Below are 15,550 nucleotides of genomic sequence, written 5' to 3' on the forward strand. Positions count from 1 at the left end.
CCCCTGTTGCCATTGCCATGCCCACGTCCCGACTGCCCCCCTTCAGCTGCTTCGACGGCCATCGCCTGGTCGTTTCCGGTACCCCGGAAGTGGCCGCGCTGGCCCTCAAGCAGCTGCGCGCCGGCAACGCGGCCGGACCATTGCTGGTGTTCGACAACGCCACCGGCCGCACCCGTGATTTCGATACGCGCGGTAGTGACGCAGAGCTGCTGGCGCGAGTGGCCGATGCGCTCCCGTCGGCCGTGGAAGCGGATGCCGAAACCGCTCTCGCAGGCGAACCTGCCGCCCCACGTGGTCGTGGACGCCCGAAGCTGGGCGTGGTCGCACGCGAAGTGACGCTGCTACCGCGCCATTGGGCGTGGTTGGCCGAACAACCAGGTGGCGCCTCCGTGGTCCTGCGCAGGCTGGTGGAAGCGGCCAGCCGTGCGGGTGCCGACAAGGACCGGCAGCGCCGCGATGCCGAGCGTGCCTATCACTTCCTGCAGGCCATTGCCGGTGATCTTCCCGGCTTCGAGGAGGCCATCCGCCTCCTGTTCGCGCATGACCGCGTGGGCCTGGAAGCGACGTTGCACCGCTGGCCCGGGGACGTGCGCGATCACGCCCTGCAGCTGGCCTTCGATACCCCACCTGTTTAAGTACTGACGACCGACCCGGGGCGCCGTGGTTGAACGGCGGCGCCGCTTGATCGCGGGCGATTGCCCGCTTCCCTCGTGCTTGCTTTGCTGGCGGAAACGCCGGGCAGGGCAGCGCCTTGCCCAGAGAAACCCCATGAGCCCTTCTGCACACGCGACACCTCCGATTGCGCCGCCGCTGTCGCGCACCTACCTGGCCCTGCTGCTGCCCATGCTGTTGACCAATGCACTGCAGCTGGCCGCCGGCACGCTGGACAACGTCTACCTAGGCCATCTGCTCGGAACGCAGGCGGTGGCTGCGGCCGCTGCGCTCTTCCCGGTGTTCTTCCTGCTGATGGCCCTGGTGATGGGTCTGGCAACAGGCGCAATGGTGCTGATCGGCCAGGCTTGGGGCGCCGGCCAACTGCAGCGGGCACGCGCGGTGGCCGGCAGCGCGGTGGCGCTTGCCCTGCTGTTGTCACTGCTGGTGATGGGCGTGGGCGGCGTGTTCGCGCCGCAGATGCTGGCGGCACTGGGGACGCCGGCGCCGGTCCTCGGCGAGGCCATCGTCTATGCGCGGGTGCTGCTGCTGAGTGCGCCGGCGTTCTTCCTGTTGTGGCTGGCGACGGCCGTGAGCCGCGCGGTGGGTGACGCAAAGACGCCGCTGCACGCGCTGTTGCTGGCGACCGCGCTCGGCCTGCTGTGCACGCCACTGCTGATCCTCGGCTGGGGCGGCCTGCCGCAGCTGGGCGCGGCCAGTGCCGCGGTGTCGGCCGCATCTGCCTCGCTGCTGGCGCTGGTCTGGTTGCTGTGGCGCTGGTATCGCCTGGGGCATCCGCTGGCGCCAGGGCGTGAACTGCTGTGGGCCATCCGTTTCGATGGCGCGATCATTCGTTCGATGCTGCGCATCGGCGTGCCGTCCTCGCTGCAGATGCTCAGCCTGGCCATTGCCGAGATCGTGTTGCTCGGCTGGATCAACCGCTATGGCTATACCGCCACGGCGGCCTATGGTGCGGTCAACCAGTTGATGAGCTGGGTGCAGTTGCCGGCCATGTCGCTGGGCATCACCGCCACCATCCTCGCCGCGCATGCGATGGGGGCAGGGCGTGCGGCACGATTGCCCGCCATTGCCCGCACCGGCGTGATGCTGGGCCTGGCGATGCTGACGGTCGTGGTGCTGCTGGTGATGGCGCTGGCGCCGTGGCTGACCGGCCTGATCCTGGCGGCACCGGAGGTGCGTGAACTGGCCACGCTGCAGCTGCGCACGGTGGCGTGGGGCGTGCTGGCGATGGGCGTCACCACGGTGCTGGTCGGCGTGATGCGCGGCAGCGGGATTGTGCTGATGCCGGCGTTGCTGGGCGTGACAGCGGTGCTGCTGCTGGAGCTGCCGTTGGCGATGTGGCTGCAGGCGCGGCACGGGCTGGCCGGCCTGTGGTGGGCGTGGCCGCTGGGACTGGTGGCGATGCTGCTGTTGCAGGCGCTCTGTTTCGCGCGATGGCGGCGACGGACGCAAGGTGGGTAGTGCCGGCCGCTCGGTCGGATCGCACCCGGCGATAATCAGCGCCGATTCGGGTCGGGTAGCGCCGGCCATGCCCGGCGGCAATCAGCGCCGATGCGCCAGCAGCAGATGGAAATGCTTCTCCCGCGTCTGCCCGTCATTGCCGGCGGCGGTTTCGCGATGGTTGCGCCAGGCCGAGACGTTGAATCCCGATACGCGCAGGGCCAGCTCCACTGCGTCCAGCTCATGCAGCTGGAAATCGGCGGCGAACGGCAGGCTGCGCATGAAGGCCGAATCGCCGAACGCCAGGCATAGCCGGCCTCCCCGGCGCAGTACGCGCGCCAGTTCGTCCAGCACCGGGGCCAGGTTGGGCCAGAAGTACAGGGTGTTGACCGCCAGTGCGGCATCCACGGATGCCTCGTCCACCGGCAGCGCATGGGCATCGCCCAGCCGCATCGCCGCCCGGTCGCCCAGGCCGGCACTGGCCAGCCGCTGGTTGCCGGCCTCGACCATGGCGGCGGACAGTTCAACGCCCAGATATTGGCTGCCCGGCGCCTGCATCAGCTGTGGCGCGAAGGCCGCATTGCCGGGGCCGATCTCCAGGATGTGCTCGCCGGCCGCCACCGACAGCAGCCCGATCGCGGCCAGGTTCAGGGCGCTGTTGCTGCGGTTCATCGAGTCGGCCACCGCCAGCGCGGCGTCGCCATGTGGCTGCCGCAGCTGCGCGGCCAAGGTGGAAGCATCCAGCATCGTCGTCGTCCATCGAAGAGATTCGGACGTGGCGGCGGCGGGTCCGCCGGTGACGATAGCGCTGACCTTGCGGCTTGGGAAGTAGGGAAACCCCGCTGCGGGGTGATGAGGAAATGTCCAGCGTCGCAGTCGGTGAGATCTGGTTGTCCACAGGGGGTGTGGATTACGCGTGGGCAACTTTGTGGATAAGCCGCGACAGGCGCCACCCCCCTAGGCTGTCAAGATGGGTGGCGAAAAATTCACCGCTGGTGAGGGTGGGTGAGGGCATGGTGAAGAATGGGCCTGGCAGGCGCTGTCACCCATGGCGGTGCTCGCGGTAACCTGTGGGCCTTGATGCTCCGTGAGACTCCATGAAACGTCACTTCTCGATGCTGCGCGAATTCCAGCTGGCCGACTGGTTCACCCTGGCCAATGCTTTCTGCGGCACCGGTGCGGTGTTCGCCGCGATGCGTTTCCTGCAGGACGGCGAGCGCGGCTACCTGCTGTTCGGCATGGCGCTGATCCCGCTGGCCTTCATCTTCGACGCCCTCGATGGGCGCATCGCGCGCTGGCGCAAATCCAGCTCCACCCTGGGCCGCGAGCTGGACTCGCTGTCCGACGTGATCTCATTCGGCGTGGCCCCGGCGGCGCTGGCCTATGCATGCGGCATGCAGGGCGGCTGGGACTGGCTGGTGCTGAGCTACTTCGTCTGCTGCGGCGTCAGCCGCCTGGCGCGCTACAACGTCACCGCCGAGGCGCTGGCCGGCGACGAGGGCAAGGTCAAGTATTTCGAGGGCACGCCGATCCCGACCAGCCTGGTGCTGGTGATCGTGCTGGCCATCGCTGCCGGTACCGATGCCATCGGCCAGGACCTCTGGTTCGGCCAGTGGCAGATCGGCCCTTGGCAGCTGCACCCGATGGTGCTGCTGTTCGCCCTGTCCGGGTCGCTGATGATCAGCAAGACCCTGCGCATTCCCAAGCCATGAGCCAGCCCTGCGGAGGCCTGCGATGACCAGCTCGGCCCACGACGCCGGCAGCAGCGATTTCGAAGCCCTGGCCCGGCAGTACTTCGGTGCCTGGGGCGATGCCCTGCGCCATGCGACCACGCCCGGTGCACCAGCCGGTGATGACCCCGGCAGCTGGCAACGGCTGTTCGACTGGTGGGGCCAGCTGCTGCCCGAACAGGGGCAGGGTGCGCCGGAAGATGCCGTGCGCCGTTTCCGCGAACAGGCGGGTAGCTGGTACGGCACGATGCAGGAAGTGGCGGCACGTTTTGCTGGCCGCGACGCCAGCAGCGCCGATGTGGCCCAGGCCTGGCGCGAGGCGGTGCAGGGGCAGGGCGACGGCATGCTGCAGTGGATGCTGCAGGGTGCCCGTGGCAGCACCCATGCCGGCGCCGCCGTGCCCGAATTCGCCGCGTGGTTGCAGCAGTTCCAGCTGCAGGCCGGTCCGTGGCTGCAGAGCCCGGCGTTCGGCCCCGGGCGCGAGCACCAGGCACGCTGGCAGGCCCTGCTGCGGGCGCAGGAGGAATACCAGCAGCATTCGCGGGCCTACGTCGATCAGATCAGGCAGGCGCTGGACGAGGCCTTCGCGTTGTTCGAGCAGCGCCTGGCCCAGCACGAGCAGCCCGGCAGCCAGCTGACCAGTGCCCGCGCGATGTTCGACCTGTGGATTGAAGTGGCCGAGGAGGCCTACGCCAAGGTCGCCATGTCCGAGCCGTTCCAGCAGGTGTATGCCTCGCTGGGCAACGCACAGATGCGACTGCGCGCCGGCCTGCAGCGCGAGGTGGAACAGATGAGTGAGCGTATCGGCTTGCCGACCCGCAGCGAGATGGACGCTGCGCATCGCCGCATTGCCGAACTGGAGCGCAGCCTGCGCCGCCTGCAGGCGCAGGTGGCGGTGCTGGCGGGCACTGCCGCGGTGGATCCGGTGTCGCAGCCGGCACCGGCAAAGGTGAAGCCCGTGGCACGCAAAGCTGCGAAGAAGGTCGCACCGGCGAAGAAGCCGGCCGCGAAGAAGGCGCCGGCGAAGAAAGCATCGGCGAAGAAGGCTGCCGCACGCACCACCGCACGGGCGCGTGACCGATGAAAGGACCGCTGGGCTTCAATGCCGATGACCTGATGCAGGAGACCCTGGCCATGCAGCGCAAGCTGATGGAAGGGCTGAAGCTGCTGCCGCAGGTGGAAGACGTGGACTATGGCGTGACCGCCCGCGAGGAAGTCTGGCGCGACGGCAAGGTGGTGCTGTACCGCTTCGTCGGCGAACAGGCCCCGACCCGCCGCACGCCACTGCTGATTGTCTATGCGCTGGTCAACCGGCCCTACATGGTCGACCTGCAGGCCGACCGCTCGCTGGTACAGAAGCTGCTGGCGCTGGGCCAGGACGTCTATGTGCTGGACTGGGGCTACCCGGACCGCTCCGAGCGCTTCCAGACCCTGGAGGACTACCTGCTGCGCTACATCGATGGCGCGGTGGAGGCGCTGCGCGCGCGCAGCGGTGGCCCGGTGGACCTGCTCGGCATCTGCCAGGGCGGCGTGTTCGCGCTGTGCTATGCGGCACTGCGCGGGCAGAAGCTGGGCAAGCTGATCACCATGGTCACCCCGGTCGATTTCCAGACCGCCGACAACATGCTCTCGCACTGGGCACGGCAGGTGGATGTGGATCTGCTGGTCGACACGCTGGGCAACATCCCGGCCGATCTGATGAATGCCAGCTACCTGATGCTCAAGCCGTTCCGGCTGAACGTGCAGAAGTACGTCGGTCTGCTCGACATCCTGGATGACAGGGCCGCGCTGGAGGATTTCCTGCGCATGGAGAAATGGATCTTCGATTCGCCGGATCTGGCGGGCGAGGCGTTCCGTGACTTCATCAAGCAGTTCTACCAGGGCAACGGGCTGGTGAACGGCACGGTGCGGATCGGCGAGGAAGCGGTGGATCTGTCGCAGGTGACCCTGCCGGTGCTGAACATCTATGCCGAGCAGGATCATCTGGTGCCGCCGGATGCATCGCGCGCGATGCGTGGGCGCCTGGGCACCGACGACTACACCGAGTCCAGTTTCCGTGGCGGGCATATCGGCATTTACGTGTCCGGCCGCGCGCAGCGCGAAGTGCCGGCGACGATTGATGACTGGTTGAAGGCGCGTGACCTGTAGAGTCGAGCCATGCTCGACTGACCTGGGGGGATGATGACGTACCGGATTCTTTTGATTTTTGCGGCACTGCTGGCAGTGCCGCTTGCCCACGCCGCACCCAGTGCGGATGCACAGCGCGAGATCGCCCAGCTGATCTCCAGCCTTGATGGCTCGCAATGCAGGTTCCAGCGCAACGGCAGCTGGTATGACGGCAGTGACGCGCGTGCGCACCTGCAGCGCAAGTACGACTATCTGCTGAAAAAAAACCAGATCGACAGTGCCGAGCAGTTCATCGAGCGAGCCGCCAGCCAGAGCAGCATGAGCGGCAAGCCGTACCGTATCCAGTGCCCGGGACAGCCTGAACAGAGCGCAGCTGCCTGGTTCGGCGCACGCCTGCAGGCGCTGCGCCATCGCACGCCGTAGATATGGGGGCGGTGTAGAGTCGAGCCATGCTCGACTGGCTCTGCCCGCAAGCTGAGGAGACACCGCCATGAACACCACGCCCAAGACGCTGTCGCGTTCATTGAACGACCGCATGATTGCCGGCGTGATGGGCGGCATCGCCCACCGCTTCGGCTGGAACCCCACGCTGGTGCGGATCGTGTTCGTGCTGGTCTCGATCGGTTCGGCGGCCTTCCCCGGCATCCTGGTCTACCTGATCCTGTGGCTGCTGATGCCGAACGAGGCCGATTGAAGACTGCCCCGGAGCCCTGGCCGATCTGGCTGCGCGCGCTGCAGGTGCTGGGCGCGGTGTGGACGTCACCCAATTCCCTGATCGGCGTGATCGGCGGCCTGGCCGGCATGCTCGGCGGCGCGACATTGCGCTGGAGCGGCCGTGACTGTGCGCTGGTGTTCGACCGCTGGCCATGGGGGCCGGGTGGGGCGATCACGCTGGGCAATGTGATCCTGCACACCGGCCATGACCTGGGCATTTCGTGCCGGACCTATGCACATCAGGCGGGGTGGGGCGTGGAGCCGCTGATCCGGCTGGACGACCACGAACGCGCGCACGTCTATCAGTACATGGTGCTGGGGCCGCTGTACCTGCCGGTGTACCTGCTGTGTGGCGGGGTGAGTGCGCGGAATCCATTCGAGCGCGCGGCCGATTATTTCGCCCGGTACGGGCGTGGCTGGTGGCCGTAGTTTCCAGCCAACGGCGCAGCCCCTCGTGACGTGGTCGCGGAATGCGTTTCATGCGATTGGGCCGGGCAGGATGGGTTCGCGGGACACGCCGTAAACCCATCCATGGGGGCTCGATGGCGCCATCCATGGCGCCAACGGTCCCGCGAACCCACCCCGCCCGGCCCCTGACAGTTTCCGTGCGCGTCCAGCCACGGAGAAGAAAAAGAACAGCAGAAGCGGGTCGCGCGCTGCGCTTGCTCGTGTAGAGCCGAGCCTGCGCTCGGCTCCACAAAAAGCGGCCAGCCCGGCTGCTTTTGCTTTTGATCTTCTTTTTTCTTCTCCGTGGGTGGCGGCAGGCACCAGGAGCGTGTCAGCGGCCGGGAGGGTGGGTAGGGCGGGGTGTCCGCGGCATGGATGCCGCGGCCAAGCCCCCAGGGACGGGTTCACGGCGTCCCCGGCCTACCCACCTTCCCGGCCAGCCCCCAGGAAACCGGCTTTCCGCGACCAACCAAACCACCCACGAGGGGCTGCGCCGTTGGCTGGAATCCCCGCGATTCGTTAGCCGGAGGTTAAAGATCCGTAAGCATTCTGCTGCGATCCCGCCGTCATCTCCATGCAACCGATCGTCATTAGACTTCGTGACGTTCCAGTCAGGTTCGACGCGGTAAGCTCTCCCTCGATGAGCTCGCAGCATCGCTCATCGAGTGCAGTACGCAGTAGCAATTTGGAGGAAGACATCACATGGCAATCGTTCTTTATGTCGGTGGTAGCAAGGATGGCGAGAAGGGCGTGGTGCCCTACGGCTTCAGCAAATCCCGCGCCGACACCGCGCTGGGGCCGGAGTTCTACACGGAGCGGTTCATGGAACTGCAGGGTGTCGGCAAGGTCCGCCTGATGGCCCTGGAAGGCATGCGTGACGAGATCGTCATGCAGCGCGCCGCCCGCCACTACCGCTGACCTCCGCAACACGCGGCAGGGCGCGCCCACCATCGCGCGCCCGCGCCGGCATCCCAGCCCCGGGCCAGTCCGAGCCCGCTCTCCGCCAGGATGCCGGCGTCCAATCCGGCCTCGCCGCTGAACCTTGCCCCCTGTCAATGCCTTGTCCGGCTGCGTCGTCGATTGCCAGAATGGGGTCTTCCCGTAACGCGGCACAGACCTGAAGCAATGCACGACGCCAAGAACGCCCAGAGCGCGCTCGCCCAGCAGATCGCCCAGACCATCGCCGACGAGATCGGTGCCCAGTCCGCCCAGGTACGTGCCGCCGTCGGCCTGCTCGACGAAGGCGCCAGCGTTCCGTTCATCGCGCGATACCGCAAGGAAGTGACCGGGGGCCTGGATGACACCCAGCTGCGCAACCTGGAAGTGCGCCTGACCTACCTGCGCGAGCTGGAAGACCGTCGCGCTGCGGTGCTGGCCAGCATCGGCGAGCAGGGCAAGCTGAGCGACGAGCTGCGCAACGACATCCTGGCGGCCGATACCAAGAGCCGGCTGGAAGACCTCTACCTGCCGTACAAGCCCAAGCGCCGCACCCGGGCGCAGATCGCCCGCGAGGCGGGGCTGGAACCGCTGGCCGATGGCCTGCTGGCCGACCCGACGCAGGACCCGCAGGTCTTCGCTGCCGGATTCGTCGACGCCGGCAAGGGCGTGTCCGACACCAAGGCCGCGCTGGAAGGCGCGCGCGCGATCCTGATGGAGCGCTGGGGCGAAGACGCCGCGCTGGTCGGCGAGCTGCGCACCTGGTTGGGCGACACCGGCGTGATCCGTGCCCGTGTGGCCGAGGGCAAGGAAACCGAGGGTGCCAAGTACCGGGATTATTTCGAGCACGCCGAATCGCTGGCGAAGATCCCCTCGCACCGGCTGCTGGCGCTGTTCCGTGCGCGCCGCGAGGAGATCCTGTTCCTGGAGCTGGACCCGGGCAGCGATGCCGAGGCGGGTCACCTGTACGCCGAAGGACGCGTGGCGTGCAAGGCCGGCATCTCCGACCAGGGCCGTGCCGCCGACCGCTGGCTGCTGGATGCGTGCCGCCTGACCTGGCGCGCCAAGCTGCACACCCATCTGCTGCTGGACCTGTTCAACCAGGCCCGCGAGAAGGCTGAGGCTGAGGCCATTGCGGTGTTCGGCGACAACCTGAAGGACCTGCTGCTGGCGGCACCCGCCGGCCCGAAGACCGTGCTCGGGCTGGACCCGGGCATCCGCACCGGCTGCAAGATCGCCGTGGTCGATGCCACCGGCAAGCTGGTCGCCACCGACACCATCTACCCGCACGAGCCGCGTCGCCAGTGGGAGCAGTCGCTGCAGACGATCAAGCAGCTGTGCGCCAAGCACAACGTGGAACTGATCGCGATCGGCAACGGCACCGCCAGCCGCGAAACCGACAAGCTGGCTGGTGAAGCGATCAAGGCCGCTGCCAACCCGAAGCTGCAGAAGGTAGTGGTCAGCGAGGCCGGCGCGTCGGTGTACTCGGCCTCCGAGTTCGCGGCCAAGGAGTTCCCGGAGCTGGACGTGTCGCTGCGTGGTGCGGTATCGATCGCACGTCGCCTGCAGGATCCGCTGGCCGAGCTGGTCAAGATCGAGCCCAAGGCGATCGGCGTGGGCCAGTACCAGCATGATGTGGACCAGTACCGCCTGGCGCGGGCGCTGGACGCACGCGTGGAGGACTGCGTGAACGCAGTCGGGGTGTACGTGAACACCGCCTCGGCCGCGCTTCTGTCTCGTGTGTCCGGCCTGTCGGCCACGGTTGCCGAGAACATCGTGCGGCATCGTGACGACAACGGCCCGTTCAAGCGCCGCAAGGACCTGCTGAAGGTCGCGCGCCTGGGCGAGAAGACCTTCGAACAGTGCGCCGGCTTCCTGCGCATCGCTGACGGTGACCAGCCGCTGGATGCCTCGGCGGTGCACCCGGAAGCCTATCCGGTGGTCGAGCGCATCGTCGCCAGCACCGCGCGCCCGATCAAGGCGCTGATCGGCGATGCTAGCTTCCTGCGCGGACTGAAGGCCGAGCAGTTCACCGATGACACCTTCGGTGTGCCGACCGTGCGCGACATCCTGAAGGAACTGGAGAAGCCGGGCCGCGACCCGCGTCCGGAGTTCAAGGCCGCGCGCTTCGCCGAAGGCGTGGAGGACATCAAGGACCTGCGCGAAGGCATGGTGCTGGAAGGCGTGGTGAGCAACGTGGCGGCATTCGGTGCCTTCGTCGATATCGGCGTGCACCAGGACGGCCTGATCCACATTTCGGCGCTGTCCGATACGTTCGTGAAGGACCCGCGCGACGTGGTCAAGGCTGGCGACATCGTCAAGGTGAAGGTGCTGGAAGTGGATGTGCCGCGCAAGCGCATCGCGCTGACCCGGCGCCTGGACGACACCCCGGGGCAGGCCACCAGCCGCCCTGGCCAGCGCGAGGAGCGCGGGCAGGGCCAGGGGCCGCGCCGTGACGCAGGCGGGCAGAACCGCGTGCCGAACCGGGGCCAGGGCAACAGCGGGCGGCCCGCGCAGTCGGCGCCGCCGGCCAACAACGCCTTGGCCGAGGCCTTCGCCCGGGCCAAGCGCAGCTGAGGTCCGTGCCCCCCGTCACGGTTGATCCGCGACGGGGGACTTGTCGGTTTTCCCCGTGATTGCGCACACTTGCGCTGGAGGGGAGGCGTTCGGCCCCCCCGCTGTCGCTGGGGAGGGCCATGACGCCAGCACGACCCGCCGTCTTCGTTGCACGCTGCAGCGCATTGCTGCGGCCAACGCCTGCCTGCGCGGGCCGGGGGCAGCGTTGATGGCGGGCCAGGGCACCAACGGCAACGGGTTGCTGGAGCGTCGCCTGCAGGAGCTGGCCGAAGAGCGTCGGCGGCTGGCGATGATCATCGATGGCACCGCTGCGGGCACCTGGGAATGGAACGTGCAGACCGGCGAGATGCGGGTCAACGCGCGCTGGGCCGAGATTGTCGGTTACCGCCTGGAAGAGCTGGAGCCGATCTGCCAGAAGACCTTCCTGAAGCTTGTCCATCCCGATGACATAGCGCTGTCCGACGCGGCACTGGACGAGCATTTCGAGGGACGCACCGACAACTACGCGTGCCTGCTGCGGATGCGCCACAAGAACGGCCAGTGGATATGGATCCAGGACCGTGGCCGCGTCTTCGAATGGGACGGGCAGGGCCGGCCGCTGTGGATGGCCGGCGCGCATGCCGACGTGACCGAACTGCAGCAGGCCCGCCATGATGCGGCCGAGACCCGTCAACGCCTGCAGGCTGTGGTCGATGCCTCCGATGAGGTGGCGGTGATCGCCACCGATACCGATGGCACCATCACCCTGTTCAATACCGGCGCGCAACGCCTGCTGGGCTACAGCGCGGCCGAGGTGGTTGGCCAGCGCCGGCTGGATGCCTTCCACGATCCGCAGGAATTGAACGCCTGGCTGCGACCGCTGGCCGATGCCGCTGGCCATCTGCCAGGCGTGTTCGAGGCACTCAGTGCGCGTGCCGATGGCCAGACCTATTCGCGGCAATGGACGCTGCTGCGCAAGGACGGCCAGCCACGCCAGGTACGCCTGTCGATCAGCCGCATGGACGGTGCCGACGGTGCACGCATCGGCTATGTCGGCATGGCCATCGACATCACCGAGATACTGCAGGCGCGAGCCGAGGCACGCTTGTCCGCGGAGAAGTTCGCTGGTGCGTTCACCTCGGCTGCGCTGGGCATGGCGCTGGTGTCGCTGGAAGGGCGATGGCTGGACGTCAACGATGCGCTGTGCCGGATCCTCGGCTATCCGCGGGAAGAGCTGCTGCAGGTGGATTTCCAGCGCCTGACCCATCCCGATGACCTGCAGACCGACCTGTCGCTGGTGCAGGACCTGCTGGCTGGGCGGCGCAGCCACTATCACCTGGAGAAACGCTATCTTGATCGCGACGGCAAGGTGATCTGGGCCCGGTTGTCGGTATCGCTGGTGCGCAACGAGCATGGCGAGCCGTTGCATTTCGTGTCGCAGATCCAGGACATCACCGCCCAGCGCAGCAGCGAGCAGCGGCTGTTCGAAAGCGAACAGCGCAGCCGCATCACCCTGGATGCCGTGGCCGACCTGGTGCTGAGCGTCAGCCTCGATGGCCGTATCGACTACGCCAACGCCGCCGCGGTACGCACGCTGGCCGGCGATGGCGCGTTGTCGCTGGCCGGGCACAAGGTGCAGGATGTGCTGGCGTTGACCACCGAGTATGCGCCGGGTTCGGTGCTGGACGTGTCGGTACTGCTGGATCCGGAAAGCAACGCGGTGGACCTGCATGCCGACCTGCTGCTGCGCCTGGGTACCGCCACGGTGCCGGTGGACCTCACCCGCGCCTGGTTGCGCGATGACGAGGGCCACGTTCGCGGCGCGGTCTGGGTGCTGCGCGACGATACCCAGCAGCGTGCCCGCCAGCGCGAGGCACGTCATCTGGCAGAGATCGACCCGCTGACCGAACTGAGCAACCGCCGTGGCTTCGAGGTGCACCTGCAGCAGGCGATCACCCGCGTTGAACGTACCGGCCAGGCTGCGTCGCTGATGTACATCGATCTGGACAGGTTCAAGCCGATCAACGATACCTGGGGCCATCTGGCTGGTGATGCGGTGCTCTGGGCGGTGGCCAGCGTTCTGCGTCACGGGGTGCGCGATTCGGATGTGGTGGCGCGGCTGGGCGGCGACGAGTTCGCGGTGATCCTGTCCGGCTGCACGCCGCGTCGTGCCGCCCGCATTGGCGGTGAGCTGCTGCACACTCTGGCGTCGCTGTCGATTCCGTGGGACCAGAACCGGTTGCGGGTAGGGGCCAGCATCGGCATCGCGCCGCTGGCCGGCGGGATGAGCGTGGACCAGGCGGTGGCCGCGGCCGATGCCCAGTGTTACCGGGCCAAGGCGATGGGCCGCAACAACGTGCAGGTGCAGGGCGAGGCCAGCGAGCTGCCGGGCGACGATACCGACGCGGCCGAGGGTTGATCTCATCCAGTGAGAAGGCGGGCGCGAATACTCCGCCCACTTCCTCTCGCACAGGTGATCCCATGAATGTCTGGAACCCGATGACGGTGCGCACCTTCGCCCCGGCCATGGTCGGTTGGTGCCTGACCCTGGCCGCCTGGCTGCGGCTGGAGGAGGTGCGTGAAGATCGTCTGGCCCAGGCAATGTTGCCGGTGCTGCAGGGAAGCGTGCTGGCGCTGCTGGCCCTGACCCTGGCGTGCACGATGGTGGCCAGCCTGGTGCTGTGGCGGCACAGTCGGCGGGATCACGGTTGCGTTGATGCCGGCACTACAGAGGCGCAGCATCCATCAGCAGGAACCGGCATGGCGCGCGCTGGAAGGCATTGATCTGCGGCACCAACCGCTGGAAATGCTCGCTGGCGCAGTGGATGTCCAGGGCGGCGCGGTCGGGCCATTGCTCGATGAAGACGAAATGCCCGGGATCCTTCTGGTCCACGAACAGTTCATAGCCAAGGCAGAGCGGCTCGCGCTGCGTGCACGCGACCAGTTCCCGGTACAGCGGAAGCACGGTGTCCACGGCGTCGGGATGGATGAAGTCTTCGGCGATGACCTTGAGCATGCGGGCACCTGTGGATGTGGCCCTGCAGGATAGTGCCGGCAGGTGGCCGGCACCCATCCTGTCAACGCAATACTGCGTCCGCACTGACCAGCTGCACATCGTGCATCTGGTTGAGGTAGGCCTCGTAGTAGCCCTTGTGCGAGGCACCGACAATGGTGAGCATGCGGGTGCCCGGGTGTTGGCCGAGCACGTCGCGCATGTTGGCGACCATGCGCAGGTTGCGGGTTTCCCAGTAGCCGAGGTAATTGCGCCCGAAGGCCTCGGGTGACGGCTCGACCAGGGCCGCGCCGAAGTCGCTGTGGTAGGCGGTCATCGCCGTTTCCGGTGCGTTGTAGTTGCGATAGAGCGCGAGCATTCCATCGGGTTTGGCCAGATTGGCGTGCAGCGGTTCGTCGGCGGCGAACCGCGCCGTGGTTGCCGGGTTGTCCCAGGCCGCCTGCAGGGCCGCGCCATAGGCCTTCTCCTTGTCCTTTGCAGTGGGCGCGTCGGCAGTGTGGTCATCGACCGACCACAGCCGTTCCAGGCCCAGGCGTGCAGCGAGGACGCCGGCGATCATGCCGGCCTCGTCGCGCCTGGCAATGCGCTTGTCAAGGAACTGCACCAGCTCCGGCGTCAGGCTGTCGGCGGCGCGACGTTCGTCGATGGGCAGGCGCAGCCATTGCACCACCGCCGAACCGTTCTCGCCTGCGGCCAGGAACACGGCCGCAAGGCGGCGGCGCTGGGCCGGCGTCGGGGCTTTCGGCCATTGCGCGAGGAGGCGCTCCATCTCGGCATTGGCACTGGGAACGTCCAGCCCGGTCGCGGCCTGGGCCGGTGCCGGGTCGATGCAGTAGGTCTCGACACTGTCAGCGTAGCGGGTGGGGTTGCGGCGCATGAAGTCGCACTGCAGGCCGGACAGGTTCTCCACGGCGATGGCATTGGGCTGCCATGCCTGCAGGCGCTCGAGCAGAGGCTCCAGCAACGGCTGCAGAATGTTCGGTGTGAAGGCCTTCGGCAGGCCGGACAGATGCGGGCTGCCCAGCACCAGCACCTCGTTGGGGCGGCCTGCGGGCGGCCCCTTCAGCTGGTCGGGATGAAAGGCCGGCCGATAGGTGGCATCGGCGGCAAGCGCGCCGGTGCTGCACAGGCCGAGGATGAGGACGCTGGCCAAGCGAACGAACATACGATCTCCTTGTAAACGAACGTCCTGCGGATCGCTGCATGCTCGCCATTTTCGCCCGGCAGGGAACCTCCCGTTGGTCATGCAAACCTTTTTGCCTTGAGTTGCATCGATCTGCCGAGCGATGCTGTACTCCTTGCCCGGGCAATGCAGAACATGACATCCGATCACTGGAGCATCGACAGTCCGCGGCTGTGCCTCCGGCCATTTGCGTCCGGTGACGCTGACGAGGCATTTGCGGGCATCACCCCCGGGCTGACCCGCTACATGGCCTTCGAGCCACCTCCGTCAAAGGAGGCATTTGCCGCCGTCTGGCAGGCGTGGCTGCCTGCCATTGCCGATGGGACCGACATCACGTTCGTGATCCGCAGGCGCGTGGATGGCGTGTTCCTGGGACTGGCCGGCCTGCATCGCACCGTTGATGCAGAGCCCGAACTGGGTATCTGGATCGCCGAAGCAATGCATGGCCATGGCTACGGGCGGGAAGCAGTGGCGGCGGTGTGGTCTTCGGCGTCGCAGCGGCTGTCATGCGCGGCGTTCCGCTATCCGGTGGCCGAGCAGAACCGGTCCAGCCGTTCGCTTGCCGAGTCCCTCGGTGGAGAGCCTGTAGCACGTGAGCAGGGCGTGAAGTACACGACGATCATCTATCGCCTTCCTGCTGCAATGCACGAAGTTGCGACGGACGTCGCGGAATCCCGCTAAAGCGGCCGACCGCATCGCCGATATCCCCTCTGGATCCCGCTCCAGTCGCCC

General features: G+C 67.3%; 16 protein-coding genes. 13 read left to right on the forward strand and 3 right to left on the reverse strand.

The window, feature by feature from the left end; genetic code table 11:
• The first annotated feature begins 17 nt into the window (after positions 1-17).
• Together V3B41_RS00395 and V3B41_RS00400 are read left to right on the forward strand one after the other, a co-directional pair.
• Positions 18-635, forward strand: coding sequence for a DUF2239 family protein (locus V3B41_RS00395; RefSeq protein WP_197632123.1), 618 nt, complete (start codon positions 18-20; stop codon positions 633-635).
• A 133-nt stretch (positions 636-768) separates the two neighbouring features.
• Positions 769-2,133, forward strand: coding sequence for an MATE family efflux transporter (locus tag V3B41_RS00400; protein ID WP_329859589.1), 1,365 nt, complete (start codon positions 769-771; stop codon positions 2,131-2,133).
• Positions 2,134-2,214: 81 nt separating this feature from the next.
• Here V3B41_RS00400 and V3B41_RS00405 read toward each other — a convergent pair whose 3' ends face one another.
• Positions 2,215-2,859: a class I SAM-dependent methyltransferase gene (locus V3B41_RS00405; RefSeq protein WP_329859591.1), complete on the reverse strand. Its 645-nt coding sequence runs from the start codon at positions 2,857-2,859 to the stop codon at positions 2,215-2,217.
• Between the two features lie 350 nt (positions 2,860-3,209).
• On the opposite strand from V3B41_RS00405, the gene V3B41_RS00410 reads away from it, so the two are divergent.
• The 10 genes from V3B41_RS00410 to V3B41_RS00455 all read left to right on the forward strand — a co-directional run bounded on the left by V3B41_RS00410 (position 3,210) and on the right by V3B41_RS00455 (position 13,406).
• On the forward strand, positions 3,210-3,824 hold the full coding sequence (locus V3B41_RS00410) for a phosphatidylcholine/phosphatidylserine synthase (RefSeq protein WP_049429661.1): 615 nt from the start codon (positions 3,210-3,212) through the stop codon (positions 3,822-3,824).
• Positions 3,825-3,846: 22 nt separating this feature from the next.
• On the forward strand, positions 3,847-4,926 hold the full coding sequence (phaE, locus tag V3B41_RS00415; protein ID WP_329859593.1) for a class III poly(R)-hydroxyalkanoic acid synthase subunit PhaE: 1,080 nt from the start codon (positions 3,847-3,849) through the stop codon (positions 4,924-4,926).
• Positions 4,923-5,990: a class III poly(R)-hydroxyalkanoic acid synthase subunit PhaC gene (gene phaC / locus V3B41_RS00420; RefSeq protein WP_329859594.1), complete on the forward strand. Its 1,068-nt coding sequence runs from the start codon at positions 4,923-4,925 to the stop codon at positions 5,988-5,990. Before phaE ends, phaC begins: the two co-directional genes overlap by 4 nt.
• Before the next feature lie 33 nt (positions 5,991-6,023).
• The gene (locus V3B41_RS00425; RefSeq protein WP_197619825.1) at positions 6,024-6,392 is read left to right on the forward strand and encodes a YfeK family protein; all 369 of its coding nucleotides are present in this window, start codon (positions 6,024-6,026) and stop codon (positions 6,390-6,392) included.
• Positions 6,393-6,459: 67 nt separating this feature from the next.
• Entirely contained in the window at positions 6,460-6,663 is a 204-nt protein-coding gene (locus V3B41_RS00430; protein ID WP_014037612.1) for a PspC domain-containing protein, read from the forward strand.
• Positions 6,660-7,112 (forward strand): hypothetical protein, encoded by a 453-nt coding sequence (locus V3B41_RS00435; protein ID WP_197619826.1) that lies wholly within the window; start codon positions 6,660-6,662, stop codon positions 7,110-7,112. Before V3B41_RS00430 ends, V3B41_RS00435 begins: the two co-directional genes overlap by 4 nt.
• 720 nt (positions 7,113-7,832) lie before the next feature.
• Positions 7,833-8,048, forward strand: a complete 216-nt coding sequence (locus V3B41_RS00440) for a hypothetical protein (protein WP_005410085.1) — start codon at positions 7,833-7,835, stop codon at positions 8,046-8,048.
• Between the two features lie 207 nt (positions 8,049-8,255).
• Positions 8,256-10,643, forward strand: coding sequence for a Tex family protein (locus V3B41_RS00445; protein ID WP_329859599.1), 2,388 nt, complete (start codon positions 8,256-8,258; stop codon positions 10,641-10,643).
• 208 nt (positions 10,644-10,851) lie between these two features.
• Positions 10,852-13,041, forward strand: coding sequence for a PAS domain S-box protein (locus V3B41_RS00450; protein WP_049427236.1), 2,190 nt, complete (start codon positions 10,852-10,854; stop codon positions 13,039-13,041).
• 62 nt (positions 13,042-13,103) lie between these two features.
• The gene (locus V3B41_RS00455) at positions 13,104-13,406 is read left to right on the forward strand and encodes a hypothetical protein (RefSeq protein WP_080354966.1); all 303 of its coding nucleotides are present in this window, start codon (positions 13,104-13,106) and stop codon (positions 13,404-13,406) included.
• Here V3B41_RS00455 and V3B41_RS00460 read toward each other — a convergent pair.
• Both V3B41_RS00460 and V3B41_RS00465 read right to left on the reverse strand, forming a co-directional pair.
• Positions 13,348-13,638, reverse strand: a complete 291-nt coding sequence (locus tag V3B41_RS00460; RefSeq protein ID WP_005410081.1) for a putative quinol monooxygenase — start codon at positions 13,636-13,638, stop codon at positions 13,348-13,350. The two genes, V3B41_RS00455 and V3B41_RS00460, sit on opposite strands and share 59 nt — an antisense overlap.
• Before the next feature lie 61 nt (positions 13,639-13,699).
• A complete protein-coding gene (locus V3B41_RS00465; RefSeq protein WP_329859603.1) occupies positions 13,700-14,800 on the reverse strand; it encodes a DUF5694 domain-containing protein in 1,101 nt (366 codons plus the stop codon).
• Positions 14,801-14,896: 96 nt separating this feature from the next.
• On the opposite strand from V3B41_RS00465, the gene V3B41_RS00470 reads away from it, so the two are divergent.
• Positions 14,897-15,499, forward strand: coding sequence for a GNAT family N-acetyltransferase (locus V3B41_RS00470; RefSeq protein WP_238378688.1), 603 nt, complete (start codon positions 14,897-14,899; stop codon positions 15,497-15,499).
• The last annotated feature ends 51 nt before the right edge of the window (positions 15,500-15,550 follow it).

The organism is Stenotrophomonas sp. SMYL89, assembly GCF_036319985.1.
Classification (GTDB): domain Bacteria; phylum Pseudomonadota; class Gammaproteobacteria; order Xanthomonadales; family Xanthomonadaceae; genus Stenotrophomonas; species Stenotrophomonas maltophilia_Q.

Excerpts from the sequence above, each read along its gene's own strand:
- V3B41_RS00405 (WP_329859591.1), bottom strand. The coding sequence starts at position 2,859 with ATGCTGGATGCTTCCACCTTGGCCGCGCAGCTGCGGCAGCCACATGGC.
- V3B41_RS00400 (WP_329859589.1), top strand. The coding sequence starts at position 769 with ATGAGCCCTTCTGCACACGCGACACCTCCGATTGCGCCGCCGCTGTCG.
- V3B41_RS00445 (WP_329859599.1), top strand. The coding sequence starts at position 8,256 with ATGCACGACGCCAAGAACGCCCAGAGCGCGCTCGCCCAGCAGATCGCC.
- phaC (WP_329859594.1), top strand. The coding sequence starts at position 4,923 with ATGAAAGGACCGCTGGGCTTCAATGCCGATGACCTGATGCAGGAGACC.
- V3B41_RS00450 (WP_049427236.1), top strand. The coding sequence starts at position 10,852 with ATGGCGGGCCAGGGCACCAACGGCAACGGGTTGCTGGAGCGTCGCCTG.
- V3B41_RS00410 (WP_049429661.1), top strand. The coding sequence starts at position 3,210 with ATGAAACGTCACTTCTCGATGCTGCGCGAATTCCAGCTGGCCGACTGG.
- V3B41_RS00465 (WP_329859603.1), bottom strand. The coding sequence starts at position 14,800 with ATGTTCGTTCGCTTGGCCAGCGTCCTCATCCTCGGCCTGTGCAGCACC.
- V3B41_RS00430 (WP_014037612.1), top strand. The coding sequence starts at position 6,460 with ATGAACACCACGCCCAAGACGCTGTCGCGTTCATTGAACGACCGCATG.
- phaE (WP_329859593.1), top strand. The coding sequence starts at position 3,847 with ATGACCAGCTCGGCCCACGACGCCGGCAGCAGCGATTTCGAAGCCCTG.
- V3B41_RS00395 (WP_197632123.1), top strand. The coding sequence starts at position 18 with ATGCCCACGTCCCGACTGCCCCCCTTCAGCTGCTTCGACGGCCATCGC.
- V3B41_RS00440 (WP_005410085.1), top strand. The coding sequence starts at position 7,833 with ATGGCAATCGTTCTTTATGTCGGTGGTAGCAAGGATGGCGAGAAGGGC.
- V3B41_RS00460 (WP_005410081.1), bottom strand. The coding sequence starts at position 13,638 with ATGCTCAAGGTCATCGCCGAAGACTTCATCCATCCCGACGCCGTGGAC.
- V3B41_RS00425 (WP_197619825.1), top strand. The coding sequence starts at position 6,024 with ATGACGTACCGGATTCTTTTGATTTTTGCGGCACTGCTGGCAGTGCCG.
- V3B41_RS00455 (WP_080354966.1), top strand. The coding sequence starts at position 13,104 with ATGAATGTCTGGAACCCGATGACGGTGCGCACCTTCGCCCCGGCCATG.